The following is a 12,867-nucleotide window of genomic DNA, read 5'->3' as shown; positions in this document are numbered from 1 at the left end:
GGCGGCGCGCCCGCCGTGGCGGGCCGGGCCAGGGCCATTAGCAGCACCAGCAGCAGGGCGCCGTAAAGCCGCAGGCGACGCCCGAAACGGACACAAAATAGAGGGGGGTAGCGGTTTTCCATGGGCAAAGTGGAAAGTTTTAGTAGCATACGCCGCCCCCAAGATACGGGATAACGCCACATCTGCCAGCCGGTTTGCGCTGAATATCAGCCGAAATCACGTGTTCACAATTGCCGTAGCACGACGAACCGCGAAGCACTCCGCCCCCACGAAAAAGGGCCACCGGCAATGCCGGTGGCCCTTTCCAATCTCCCGTCCGGGAAGGACCTATTCTTTCACGAAGCGCTGGCGGAAGGTCTGGCTGCCGTCGCTCACGCTCAGCATGTACATGCCTTTGGCCAGGCTGCTCACGTCGAGGGTACCGTTGCCGTCGTAGCGGGCCGTGGTCACGGTCGCACCGCGCAGGTCGCTCACGCGCACGCTCACGATGGGGCTGTTGCCGTCGAGCAGCAGGTGCAGCTCGTTGGTGGCCGGCACGGGGTACAGGCTCAGGGCGTGGCTGTCGCCCACGGTGAGGGCGTTGGTGCTAACCACGGCGGGGCTGCTTGTCGTTTGGGCCGTGCGGGCTGCGCCGGTGAGCACGCCCACTGCGTTCCAGGCGTTGGTCACTGAGGTCACCTGCGTCGAGCCGGCCCCGTACAGGTCGGTTGCAGCCTGAATGGAATAGGTGCGGGCTTGCGCGTAGGTCGAGCTGGCCGTCATATACACATCTTCCATGCGGAAGGTAATTTTAGCGGCGGCATCAAGGCCCAGGCCGGTTACCGAGAAGGCCACGCCTTTCTCGTTGGTGCCGGTCTTTCCGTTGGCAATCAGGTAGTACCAGTAGTTGAGTACGCCCGAGTTGGTGTGCACGCCACCGTTGTCGCTGGTGCCCGTGTACCAGTTGATGCCCTTGTAGTAGTCGGGCTGGCCCTGCGACTTGGGGTCGCTCATCGAGCGCAGGGCGGCCTGCTGCTTGTCAATCTCCTCGCCAATCAGCCAGGTCGATTTCGCCTTCGGGCCGCTGGAAGTAAAGCCCAGGTTCGCCACGGCGTACGCCTCAATCGACGCGCCCCAGATGTCGGACAAGCCTTCGTTCATGGCGCCCGATTCGTTCGAGTAGGTCAGGTTGGCGGTGCTGGAGCACACGGCATGGCCGATTTCGTGGCCGCACACGTCGAGCGCCGTCAGGGGGCGGAAACGGGTGGCACCGTCGCCGTAGGTCATGCGGGTGCCGTCCCAGTAGGCGTTTTCGTAGCTGCGGCTGTAGTGCACGTAGCTCTTGATGATGGCCCCGGCGTTGTTGTAGGAATTGCGGCCGTGCACGTTTTTCCAATAGTCGTAGGTGGCTTCGGCGCCCACGTGGGCGTCGCCGGCCACGTTGTCGAAGTTGGCGTTGTTGTATTCGGCCGCCGTCCAGTTGTTATCGGCGTCGATGAAGTCAACGGCGCGGGCATACTGGGTGCCCTTTTTCATGTTGAACGTCTGGATGCCGTTGCCGCGGCCGGTTTCGCGCAGGAAGTAGCCGCCGGTAGTGGCGCCATCGGCAAACGAGCGGGTGCCACTGTAGGCCGTGGCAAAGCTGCCCGTCGCGTCGGCATGCTTAATGATGTTGTCCTGCTGCACGATTTCGCCGGAGTGAGCATCGACGTAGATATAGGCGCGGCTCACCGGCTCCTGGGCGTATACATCGAACTTCCAGGCCAGCGTGAGCTGGTTCAGATGCTCAGACTGAGCCGCGCGGGCAGCGCGCACAATCACCAGCTCGCCCTGCGGGTAGTAGCTAGCCGATGACTTGCCAGTTTCCTGTTTCAGCAGGGTTTCTTCGCCCAAGTCCTGCCACATGTATTTCGTGGCGCCCACGTGCGCCAGGGCGCGGGTGAGGGCCGCCGGAGCACTCAGCGTGGGGCTGGTGTTCAGGCCGGAAATCTTCTCGATGTCGCCGCTGATGAACTCAACCGCTCCGCCTTTGCGGTGGGCCGTGTATTCGGCGTGCTCCACGCGCACACCCTGGTAATACTGCGAAAACCGCTCGTGCGTGAACCCAAGCTGGTCGGTTTCGACGCGGGCAGCACGTAGCTGGTCGTTGGTGCCGAGGGCTAGCTGCTGGCGCAGCACCTGCTCGCTGGCTACTCCGCGGAGGGCCTCCTTGCCTTGGGCATTAAATTGAACGAGCACAGGCTGGCCATCTTCGCCCAATACTTTGGTTGCGATGCGGGCCTCCTGAGCCTTGGCTACCTGCGTAGCAAACGAAGCGAAGAGCAGCAATGCTGCGGCAGAGTACTTGTTTATCATCAGAGCAAAAAATTAGAGTGAATGAAAATCTTCAATTATCAGACAGCAATTACTATCAATTGCCCATAAATATACCCAGTTCATTACATTTATCACAATTTATTTTAATCATTTTTTAATTCATTTACCGGCTCCGCAACTCTATTTGCCGGCTGTTTTGATAAATTATTGCTACCAAATACTTTCGATGCTTCCAGCCGAGCTTTGCCGTTAGCTATTCCGCTGGCCCATACGGTATGTACGCCTTGCTCACCCCAGAAAACAGAAAAGGGTCGCCGGCAATGCCGACGACCCTTTTCTGTTCTAGCTCAGAAAGACCTATTCCTTCACGAAACGCTGGTGGTACACTTTCTCGCCGTCGCTCACGGTGAGGGTGTACATGCCCTTGGCCAGGTTGCCAATGTGCAGCGTGCCTTCGCTATAGGTGGCACCTTCTACGCGGGCCCCACGCACATCGTGCACCGTTACGCTGGCGATGGTGGCATTGCCGCTCAGCGCCAGGTTCAGCACGTCGGTAGCCGGGTTCGGGAACAGGCTCAGCGTGCGCAGCTCGGCGCGGGTTTCGCCGGTGGGGCCGTTCAGGGCGGCAATGGTGCCGCCGGTTACGCTGATGGTGTAATCTTCGGTTTCGCCGTAGCTGTAGGTGCCGCAGTTGTTGGTAGCCGAGTTGTCGCTCATCACGATGCGCAGGCGGGTGGCACCGTTCTTAGCCGTGGTGGGCACCGTGAAGGTGGCACTGCGCGTGGTGGTTACTGCCGTGGTGTTGGTCGACGAAACCAGCGTTTCGCCGGCATCGGTGAACACGCCGTTCTGGTTCCAGTCGGCATAGATGCGGAAGTACTCGGCGTAGGCCGTGCCGGTGAAGCCGGTCTGGTACGTAATGGTTTGCGACGAGCCGGCGGCTACGCTGGTGCTGGTAGCCGTGCCGTTGTAGTAGCCACCATCGGCGCCCGAGGTGCGGTTGATGCTGCCCAGCTGCACGAGCTTGATGTACTCGTAGGCCTGCGAGGTGCCTTTGCTGGTGCAATACGACAGCGTGGTGCCGCCGCCCGTGCCGCCACCGGCGGCTGCGCCCACGCCCACGGCAAACCAGGCATCGGTTACGGCCGTTACCTGGGCCGAGCCGGCGCCATACAGGTCGGTGGCGGCCTGGATGGCGTAAGTACGAGCCTGCGCATAAGTCGAGCTGGCCGTCATGTACACGCTTTCCATGCGGTAGGTGATTTTGGCCGCGGCGCTCAGGCCTACGCCGGTTACGCTGTAGGTGCCGCCGCCTTCGTTGGTACCCGATTTGCCCACCGCCAGGATGTAGTACCAGTGGTTGAGCACGCCCGAGTTGGTGTGCACGCCGCCGTTGTCGGCCGTGCCCGCATACCAGTACTGGCCTTTGTAGTAAGCCGGCTGGCCCAGCGACTTGGGGTCGCTCATCGAGCGCAGGGCGGCCTGCTGCTTGTCGATTTCCTCACCAATCAGCCATGTCGACTTCGCTTTTACGCCGCCCGAAGTGAAGCCCAGGCTGGCTACTGCGTACGCCTCAATCGACGCGCCCCAGATGTCGGACAGGCCTTCGTTCATGGCGCCCGACTCGTTCGAGTAGGTCAGGTTGGCCGTTTTTTCGCACACGGCGTGGCCGATTTCGTGGCCGCACACGTCGAGGGCCGTCAGAGGGCGGAAGCGCGAAGCGCCGTCGCCGTAGGTCATCACCGAGCCGTTCCAGTAGGCATTTTCGTAGCCCACGCCGTCGCCGGGCGTGTCGTCGAAGTGTACGTAGCTCTTGATTTTGGCGCCGGCGTTGTCGAAGCTGTTGCGGCCGTGCACGTTTTTCCAGTAGTCGTAGGTGGCCTGCGCGCCCACGTGCGCATCGCCCGACACGTTGTCGAAGTTGGCGTTGTTGTACTCCGTCCAGCTGTTGTCGGCGTCGATGAAGCTCGTGGCCGACGTGTAGCTGTTGCTCTTTTTGCAGTTATAGGTTTCGATGCCAAGGCCGCGGGTATACTCCTTCAGGGTGTAGCCGCCGGTAGCCGTTTCATCGGCAAACGAGCGGGTGCCGCTGTAGGCCGTAGCGAAGCTGCCGGTAGCCGCCGCGTGCTTGATGATGTTATCAGTCAGCACCACGTCGCCGGTGTGGGCGTTCACGTACACGTAGGCACGGCTCACGGGCTGGGCGGCGTACACGTTGAATTTCCAGGCCAATACCTGCGGGCCATTCTCCACGCGGTTGTCGCGCACAATCACCAGCTCGCCGGTGGGCTTAAACGCCTCGGCATTGGCTTCGCTGGTTTGCCACATGTATTTGCGGGCTCCTACTTTGTTCAGCGCCTGCGTCAGGGCAGCCTGCTCGCTTACGGTCGGCGTAGTGCTCAGGCCCGCAATCTTCTCGAAGTCACCGTTGATGGCTTCTACCGCCCCGCCTTTGCTGTGTACAATATAGTCGGCGTGCTCGACGCGAATGCCCTGGTAGTATTGCGCAAATCGCTGGTGCACAAAGCCCAGCTCGTCGGTTTCGGCGGTGCGCTGCACCATCTGGTCGGCGTTGGTCAGGCTCAGCTGCTGGCGCAGCACCTGGTCGCCGCTCAGCCCGCGCAGGGCCATTTTGCCTTCGGCCGAAAACTGCACCAGCTCGGGCTGGCCGTCGCGGCCGACTACTTTATTTGCAATTCTTGCTGCATCTTGCGCCCGGGCCGAAGCCAGCGAAGCAAAAACCAACAGGGCCGCAGCCGAGTACTTGTTAACCATAGGAGAAATTTTGGTGAGTGTTGGTGGGTGTTTATTTCTCAATCAGCACGCCATTTGGTTGCGAATTGTTCGGCAATATGACGTTCTTATTTGAACATTTCGCAATTGTTCATTAAAATTTCATTAATTATTAACTAATTATAAATTATTATTTTATTAGTTATATTCCTACTAGATATAGGTACTTGCGCTCCTAGCTCCCCCTTGCCATTCACCTCACCGGCCCAGCCGCAATTCGTTTTTAGACAACTAATAACCAGGCACTAGCCACAAAAAAAGGGCCACCGGCAATGCCGGTGGCCCTTTTTGGTTAGCGCAGCAGGAGGTTATTCCTTCGTGAAGCGCTGGGCAAACGAGGTGGTGCCGTCGTTCACGCGCACCACGTACAGGCCGTTGGCCAGACCCGACACGTTCAGCACGCCGTTGCCTTCGTAGCGGGCGGTGGTTACCGTAGCGCCGCGCACGTCGAGTACCGTTACCGATACCGGCTCAGCGTTGCCGGGCAGCACCAGGTGCAGGCGGTCCGAAGTCGGGTTGGGGTATACCGCCAGGGTGCTGCCGGTGGCGGCCACGGCCGGGCCGTTCAGGGCGAAGGTGCCGCCGGTGATGTTGACGGTGTAGTCTTCGGTTTCACCGTAGCTGTAGCTGCCGCAGCTCGTCGTGGCCGAGTTGTCGCTCAGCACCACGCGCAGGCGGGTTGCGCCGCTCTTGGCCGTGGTGGGCACCGTGAAGGTGCCGGTGCGTGTAGTAGCCGAAGTGCTGGCGGCGGCATTTACCACCAGTTCGCCGGCATCGGTGAACACGCCGTTCTGGTTGTAGTCGATGTACACTTTCACGTACTCCGAGTAAGCCGTGCCGGTGAAGCCAGCCGAGAAGCTGATGGTTTGCGACGAGCCGGCGGCAATGCTGGTGCTGGTAGCCGTGCCATTGTAGTAGCCGGCATCGGCACCCGACGTGCGGTTGATGCTGCCGAGCTGCACGAGGTCGATGTACTCATAGGCTACGCTGCTGCCTTTGCTGGCGCAGTACGTAACCGTGGGCGGAGGCGTGGTGCCGCCGGTGGTGATGTTAACGGTATAGTCTTCGGTTTCGCCGTAGCTGTAGCTGCCGCAGCTCGTCGTGGCCGAGTTGTCGCTCAGTACCACGCGCATGCGGGTGGTGCCGGTGCTGGCGGTGCTAGGCACCGTGAAGGTACCGGTAGCGGCCGTGGCCGACGATACCGTGCCCGAAACCACGTTCTCACCGGCGTCGGTGAACACGCCGTTCTTGTTGTAGTCGATGTACACTTTCACGTACTCGGTGTAAGCGCTCGACACGAAGCCGGCCTTGTAGGTGATGGTCTGGGCCGAGCCCTGGGCGATGCTGGTGCTCAGCGCCGTGCCGTCGTAGTAGCCGCCATCAGCACCCGAGGTGCGGTTGATGCTGCCGAGGGCCACTTGGGCGATGTATTCGTAGGCCACGCTGCTGCCCTGCGAAGCGCAGTAGCTGCCCGAAGGGGGAGGCGTGGTGCCGCCGCTGTAGGCTGCGCCGATGCCCACGGCATACCAGGCGTTGGTTACGGCCTGCTCCTGGGTCGAGCCCACGCCGTAGAGGTCCTGGGCGGCTTTGATGGTGTAGGTGCGGGCGTTGGCGTAGTTCGACGAAGCCGTCAGGTACACGCTTTCGGCGCGGAAGGTAATTTTAGCGGCGGCGTCGAGGCCGAGGGCGGCCACCGAGAAGCTCAGGCCCTTTTCGTTGGTGCCGGTTTTACCAGCCGAAATTAGGTAGTACCAGTAGTTGAGCACGCCCGAGTTGGTGTGCACGCCGCCGTTGTCGGAAGTGCCGGTGTACCAGTAGGTGCCTTTGTAGTAGGCGGGCTGCTGGTAGGTGTTGGGACTGCTCATCGAGCGCAGGGCGCCGCCGGCCTTCATGATTTCCTCGCCGATGAGGTAGGTCGACTTGCCGGTGAGGCTGTACTTGGCCACGCCAAACGCCTCCACGCTGGCGCCCCAGATGTCGGAGAAGCCTTCGTTCATAGCACCCGACTCGTTCGAGTAGGTCAGGTTGGCGGTGTTTTCGCACACGGCGTGGCCGATTTCGTGGCCGCACACGTCGAGCGCCGTCAGGGGCTTAAAGGTGCTGGCACCGTCGCCGTAGGTCATTTCGGTGCCGTCCCAGTAGGCGTTTTCGTAGCCCACGCCGTCGCCGGGCGTGTCATCGAAGTGCACGTAGCTCTTGATGGTGGCGCCGGCGTTGTTGTAGGAATTGCGGTTGAAAACGGCCTTCCAGTAGTCGTAAGTAGTTTGGGCGCCAAAGTGGGCATCGCCGGCCACGTTGTCGAAGTTGGCGTTGTTGTACTCCGTCCAGCTGTTGTCGGCGTCCACGAAATCGGTGGCGGCGGTGTAGCTGTTGCTCTTTTTGCAGTTGTAGGTTTCGATGCCGTTACCGCGGGTGTACTCGCGCAGGTGGTAGCCGCCGGTGGCGGTTTCGTCGGCCAGCGAGCGGGTGCCGCTGTAGGCCGTGGCAAACGTAGCCGTGGCGGGCGTGCCGGCGTGCTTGATGATGTTGTCGGTCAGCACTACGTCGCCGCTGTGGGCATCGACGTAGATGTAGGCGCGGCTCACGGGCTGGGCCGCGTACACGTTGAATTTCCAGGCCAGTACCTGCGGGCCGTTCTCGGTGCGGTTGTCGCGCACAATCACCAGCTGGCCGGTGGGCTTGAAGGAAGCCGCATCGGCATCGTTGGTCTGCCACTTATACAAGCGGGCGCCCACGCTGGCCAGGGCGCGGCCCAGGGCCGTTTTCTCGCTCAGCGAAGGCGTGGTGTTCAGGCCCTCAATCTTCTCGAAGTCGCCGCTGATGCTTTCCACCACACCGCCTTTGCTGTGTACAGTGTAGCTGGCGTGCTCCACCGGAATACCCTGGTAGAGCTGGTTGAACTTCTGGTGCACGAAGCCGATTTGGTCGGCCTCGGCGGTGCGCTGCACCATTTGGTCATCTTGGCGCAGGCCCAGCTGCTGGCGCAGCACTTGGTCGCCGCTCAGGCCGCGCAGGGCGGCTTTGCCTTCGGCCGAGAACTGCACCAGCTCGGGCTGGCCATCTTTGCCGACAACTTTGTTCGCAATGCGGGAGGCATCTTGTGCCTGCGCGGTTGCCAGTGTGCCGAGCATCAGCAGAGCTGCGGCAGAGTACTGTTTTTTCATAAAAAAGTGGTGGTGGTGGGAGTGAGTTTGTTTTCCGCTTTTTGCAAATAATTGCTGTAAAGCGACCGCAAACTATACTTACCCACGGTACCAAGGCCTATTTTTTTGAAAATATGAACAGTAATACCGAAATTTTATACGTTTGGTGAAGGCTTGGTGAAGTGCAATTTGTATTTTCCCAAAATTCGTTAAGTTATTCTCATAATGAACGAATAATGAAGCGTATTTCACCCCGTTATCAGCGGGCCGGGGCAGTGAGGTAGTCGGCGGCCAGCGTAGCCAGGGTCTTCACGCCCAGCGCTAAGCCGCTTTCGTCGATGCGGAAACCGGCAGTGTGGTGGTCGGCAGCAGTGGCGGGGTCCTGGCCCTTGCGCATGCCACCCACGAACAGAAACAGGCCCGGCACCTTTTCCTGGTAAAAGGAAAAGTCCTCGGCCCCGGTTACCGCTTTGATTTCGCGCACGTGCTCGGCCCCGGCCACGGCGCGCAGCGTAGGCAGCATGCGGGCCGTGAGGGCGGGGTCGTTGGTCGTGACGGGCACGTAGGGCTCGATGCTGACATCGGCGGTAGCCCCGGCGCTCGCGGCAATGTTGGTGGCAATGCGGCGGATGCTGGCCCAAATCTGCTTCTGCGTCTCCGGGTTCAGCGCCCGAATGGTGCCCGACAGCTCCATGTCGGGCGGAATGACGTTGTAGCGCACGCCGCCGTGCACGGTGCCCACCGTGACGACGGCTGCGTCGTCGGTCAGCTTCATTTCGCGGCTCACGATGGTTTGCAGGCCCATAATAATCTGGGCCGAAGTCACCACCGGGTCAACGCTGTTCCAGGGGTAGGCGCCGTGTGCGCCCTTGCCGTGCACCGTGATGGTGAACCGGTCGGACGAGGCCATTTCGCCGCCCGGGCGGTACGAGAGGTTGCCCACCTCGGTCTGGGCCTGAATGTGCACGCCGAACACGGCATCGACCTTGGGCTTGTCGAGCACGCCTTCCTGCACCATGAGCTTAGCCCCGCCCACCGTGCCCGGCACCGAGCCTTCCTCGGCGGGCTGGAAAATGAACTTGACGGTGCCGGGCAGGTCGGCTTTCACCTGGCTCAGCACCTCGGCGGCGCCCATGAGCATGGCCACGTGCGTGTCGTGGCCGCAGGCGTGCATCACGCCCACGGGCTGGCCCAGGTAGGTGGTTTTTACCTTGGAGGCGAAGGGCAGGTCGTTGCTTTCGGTGAGGGGCAGGCCATCCATGTCGGCGCGCAGGGCCACCACGGGGCCGGGCTTGCCACCACGCAACACGCCCACTACGCCGGTACGGGCCACGCCGGTTTGCACTTCCAGACCCAGCTTTTTGAGGTGGGCGGCAATGAGGGCGGCCGTGCGGGTTTCGAGGTTGCCCAGCTCGGGGTGCTCGTGAATGTCGCGCCGCCAAGCAACGACTTTGCTTTCTTCCTGCGTCGCTAATTGGGCAATGCGAGCATCAAGGGCGGCATTTTGGGCATGGGCGCTGTTGAAGATGGCCAAGGCCAGCCCCAGGCTGGCGGGCAAAGCGCGGAGTAAAAACTGCATACGGCAAGCGAAAAAGCAAGTGGGAAGCATGGCACGTTTGGGCCGGCCGGCAATGTTACACCCGCATTACCCGTTTGCGCGCTACTGCTCAGGCAATGGCGTAAATTTGCCGGTTGTTTTTCCGCCTTTCCTTCCGCGTCAATTCCTTCCTTGCTCGTGGCTACTGCTCTGGTTCCGCCCCCCGCTCCTTCGCAATCTTCGGTTTCTACTCCTGCCGCTGGCCGCCGGGCGTGGCCGGCCGCCTGGGCCCGGCGCGGCTTCCGGGTTCGGCTGGGGCTTGTGCTGGGCTTATTGCTGGGACTGCTGCCGGTGCTGCCGGGCTTTTATCAGTTTGTGCAGGGCCGGTCCGGCCGCCTGCTGGCCGACCCACTGCTGGCTCTGCTACCAGCTCAGGACCATTCGGCGCTCATCTTCGCCCTCATTTACGGGGCCATTGCGGCCACGCTGTCGTACCTGCTGCCGCGCCCGCAGCGGCTGTTGCAAACGCTGTGGGCTTACTACCTGCTGCAGCTCATGCGCATGACCACGCTGTGGCTGCTGCCGCTCGACCCGCCCGCTGCGCTCATCCCGCTCAGCGACCCGCTCGTGGACCATCTGTTCGGCGTCACCACCCAGCCGGTGGTGCGCGACCTGTTCTTCTCGGGCCACACCTCCACCATGATGCTGCTGACCCTGGCCAGCCGCAGCCGCCGCTGGCGGTGGGCGCTGGGACTGGCCACCGGGGCCGTGGGCCTGCTGGTGCTCATCCAGCGCGTGCATTATTCCTACGACGTGCTGGCCGCACCGTTTTTCGCCTGGGCCGCCTACTGGCTGGCCGGCCGCATCAGCCGGAAGTGATGTAGCGCGGACTTTTAGTCTGCGAGTCAAGCAACTGCACTGCTTTTACTCACGGACTAAAAGTCCACGCTACAATGCGCTACGGCTACAAATACTTCTCGTAGATGCCGGCGGCTATTTTCTCCACGAGGCCCTTGGGCACCACGCTGGTAAGGCCCGCCGACACCTTATTGAGCACGCCGGGGATGATTTCAGCCTCGCCGGCCAACAGGCCGTTTACGGCGGTTTCGGCCACGGCCTCGGCGGTCATCGATACTTTGTTGGCGGTGGCTTGCAGCTCGGCACCCATGCCGGCACGGTCGGCGAAGCTGGTGGTGGTGGCCCCGGGGCTCAGGCAGCTCACCGCAATGTTGCTATCCTTCAACTCGTAGCGCAGCCCACGGCTGAAACTCAGCAAAAAGGCCTTGCTGGCGGCGTAGAGCGTGAGCGAGGGCACGGCCTGGTAGGCGGCGGTGCTGGCCACGTTCAGAATATACGCCTTCGGCACTTGGCGCAGGGCGGGCAGTAGCGCGTGCGTGAGGGCCACGGGCAGGTGCATGTTCAGTTGCAGCATGTTCTGCTGCTCGGCCAGGCTGAGCTGCTCGAAACGGCCCCAGAGGCCATAGCCGGCGTTGTTCACTAGCACGGCCAGCTGGCTGGTTTGCTGGGTAGCCCAGGCAGCTACAGTGGCGGCAGCATCGGGGGCAGCCAGGTCGGTGGCCAGGATTTTGGCCTGGTGCTGGTATTTCGCCCCGATTTCCTGGGCCAGGGCGGTGAGCTGGTCTTCAGACCGCGCCACGAGCAGCAGGTCGTAGCCGCGCTGGGCCAGTTGAAGGGCAATGGCCCGGCCAATGCCGCGCGAAGCGCCGGTAACGAGTGCGTACATAGTTACAATGAGTGAATGGGCGAATGAGTGAATGGGTGAATGATTGGGAGGCAAACCATGCTATCCCATTCACTCATTCACCCATTCGCTCACTCACCCATTGATTACTTAACGAGGTGCAAAAAGCGCAGGTAGAACGGCGTGGGGCTGTCTTCGCTTTTGGGCTGGTACTTGCCCGCGATGATGGGCACGTACATCACGCGGCGGCGGCTGGCCTCGCCGATGAGCGGCGACTGGGCCACGCGGTGCCACATGCGGCCATCGTGCACGGTGAGGTCGCCGGGCTCGGTTTCGATGGCCATTTCGTTGGGGTCGTAGTACACGTCTTTGTAGTACTTCTTGCGAAACAGCATCTTGTGCAGGCCCTGGCGGTGGGTGCCGGGTATCACGCGCAGGCCGCCGTTGGTGGCTTTGGTGCCGTCGAGGTGCAGGCCCACGTTCAGCATGGGACCGATGCGCTTGCCGTAGAATACGTCGCGCAGCGAGTCGGTATGCCAGCCCATCTGGCTGAACTCGGAGCCGGGCACGTTCACGTAGTGGTTCACCACAAGGCCGTCCTTCTCGTTTTCGCCCACGCGGCCGCCTTCGGCTTCGAGCAGCGGAAACAGGGCTTTGAACCGGTCGTCCTGAAGCAATTCGTGCAGCACGGGATGGTGCTGCGAGGCAAAAGCAAAGCGCTGCACAATGCGCGAGCCGTCGACGTCGTGGCCGTACTTGATGGGTACGCCGTTCACTTTCTCCACGCCTTCGGCCAGCCATTTAGCCTGCACTTCCTGAGTGGCTTGCAGAATCTGGCGGACGTGCTCGGGCGAGGCAAACGGGCGAAAGTGAAGAAAACCGTATTTAGCAAAAAAAGCCCGTTGCTCGGCCGTGAGGGCACTGCCGAGGGTGAAGCGTGGATAATCAGCAGATAAAGCCATAGCAGAAAATAGAGCGGCCGCCGGGGGTGCCCAGCGTCACGCAAAGGTAATAGGTAGGGCGCGGCCCCTGCCCGGCACTGGCCGGGCCTGGGAGGCGCGGCGGCTATAACCGCGCCGTGGCAAAGGGGTTTTTATCGACTTCAAAATTCGGCCCGGCCGGGTGAACGGCAGGTGAATTTGTGGCCCGCACCGGCCCGCATACTGCCACACCGAGCCAGCACGTTGGAGTATTTGCGCGGAGGCCGCGCTTTACTTTGCCAACGCCATGCTGCTACTCCCTACGTTCAACGCCAGACTCAATCCCTGCCCGGTAAGCCCGGCCGAATTCACCCCGCACGCGCAGGAAAATTTCTGCGGGCAGTGCCAGCGCGTGGTGCACGATTTCAGCCAGAGCGCCAACCCGCGCGCCGACTTGGCCGCCGCCCGCGCCGCCGC

General features: G+C 61.7%; 7 protein-coding genes. 1 reads left to right on the top strand and 6 read right to left on the bottom strand.

Annotated elements, in window-relative coordinates; genetic code table 11:
• Positions 1 to 327 precede the first annotated feature (327 nt).
• The 4 genes from ACYVDE_RS05985 to ACYVDE_RS05970 all read right to left on the bottom strand — a co-directional run bounded on the left by ACYVDE_RS05985 (position 328) and on the right by ACYVDE_RS05970 (position 9,810).
• Entirely contained in the window at positions 328 to 2,334 is a 2,007-nt protein-coding gene (locus ACYVDE_RS05985; protein WP_460500575.1) for a M4 family metallopeptidase, read from the bottom strand.
• A 318-nt stretch (positions 2,335 to 2,652) separates the two neighbouring features.
• Positions 2,653 to 5,070: a M4 family metallopeptidase gene (locus ACYVDE_RS05980; protein WP_460500574.1), complete on the bottom strand. Its 2,418-nt coding sequence runs from the start codon at positions 5,068 to 5,070 to the stop codon at positions 2,653 to 2,655.
• 326 nt (positions 5,071 to 5,396) lie between these two features.
• A complete protein-coding gene (locus tag ACYVDE_RS05975) occupies positions 5,397 to 8,252 on the bottom strand; it encodes a M4 family metallopeptidase (RefSeq protein ID WP_460500573.1) in 2,856 nt (951 codons plus the stop codon).
• A gap of 238 nt (positions 8,253 to 8,490) precedes the next feature.
• On the bottom strand, positions 8,491 to 9,810 hold the full coding sequence (locus tag ACYVDE_RS05970; RefSeq protein WP_460500572.1) for a zinc-binding metallopeptidase family protein: 1,320 nt from the start codon (positions 9,808 to 9,810) through the stop codon (positions 8,491 to 8,493).
• Positions 9,811 to 9,966: 156 nt separating this feature from the next.
• Between ACYVDE_RS05970 and ACYVDE_RS05965 the strand changes: the two genes are divergently transcribed.
• Entirely contained in the window at positions 9,967 to 10,647 is a 681-nt protein-coding gene (locus ACYVDE_RS05965) for a phosphatase PAP2-related protein (protein WP_460500571.1), read from the top strand.
• Positions 10,648 to 10,732: 85 nt separating this feature from the next.
• On the opposite strand, the gene ACYVDE_RS05960 is transcribed toward ACYVDE_RS05965, so the two are convergent.
• Positions 10,733 to 11,512: an SDR family NAD(P)-dependent oxidoreductase gene (locus ACYVDE_RS05960; protein ID WP_460500570.1), complete on the bottom strand. Its 780-nt coding sequence runs from the start codon at positions 11,510 to 11,512 to the stop codon at positions 10,733 to 10,735.
• 104 nt (positions 11,513 to 11,616) lie between these two features.
• Entirely contained in the window at positions 11,617 to 12,432 is an 816-nt protein-coding gene (locus ACYVDE_RS05955; protein ID WP_460500569.1) for a phytanoyl-CoA dioxygenase family protein, read from the bottom strand.
• Positions 12,433 to 12,867: the final 435 nt, after the last annotated feature.

Source organism: Hymenobacter agri (assembly GCF_054778495.1).
This window is presented reverse-complemented; position numbering and strand designations above follow the sequence as displayed.

Bases quoted from the DNA above. Each gene is read 5' to 3' on its own strand.
- ACYVDE_RS05955 (WP_460500569.1), bottom strand. From the start codon at position 12,432: ATGGCTTTATCTGCTGATTATCCACGCTTCACCCTCGGCAGTGCCCTC.
- ACYVDE_RS05985 (WP_460500575.1), bottom strand. From the start codon at position 2,334: ATGATAAACAAGTACTCTGCCGCAGCATTGCTGCTCTTCGCTTCGTTT.
- ACYVDE_RS05980 (WP_460500574.1), bottom strand. From the start codon at position 5,070: ATGGTTAACAAGTACTCGGCTGCGGCCCTGTTGGTTTTTGCTTCGCTG.
- ACYVDE_RS05975 (WP_460500573.1), bottom strand. From the start codon at position 8,252: ATGAAAAAACAGTACTCTGCCGCAGCTCTGCTGATGCTCGGCACACTG.
- ACYVDE_RS05960 (WP_460500570.1), bottom strand. From the start codon at position 11,512: ATGTACGCACTCGTTACCGGCGCTTCGCGCGGCATTGGCCGGGCCATT.
- ACYVDE_RS05970 (WP_460500572.1), bottom strand. From the start codon at position 9,810: ATGCAGTTTTTACTCCGCGCTTTGCCCGCCAGCCTGGGGCTGGCCTTG.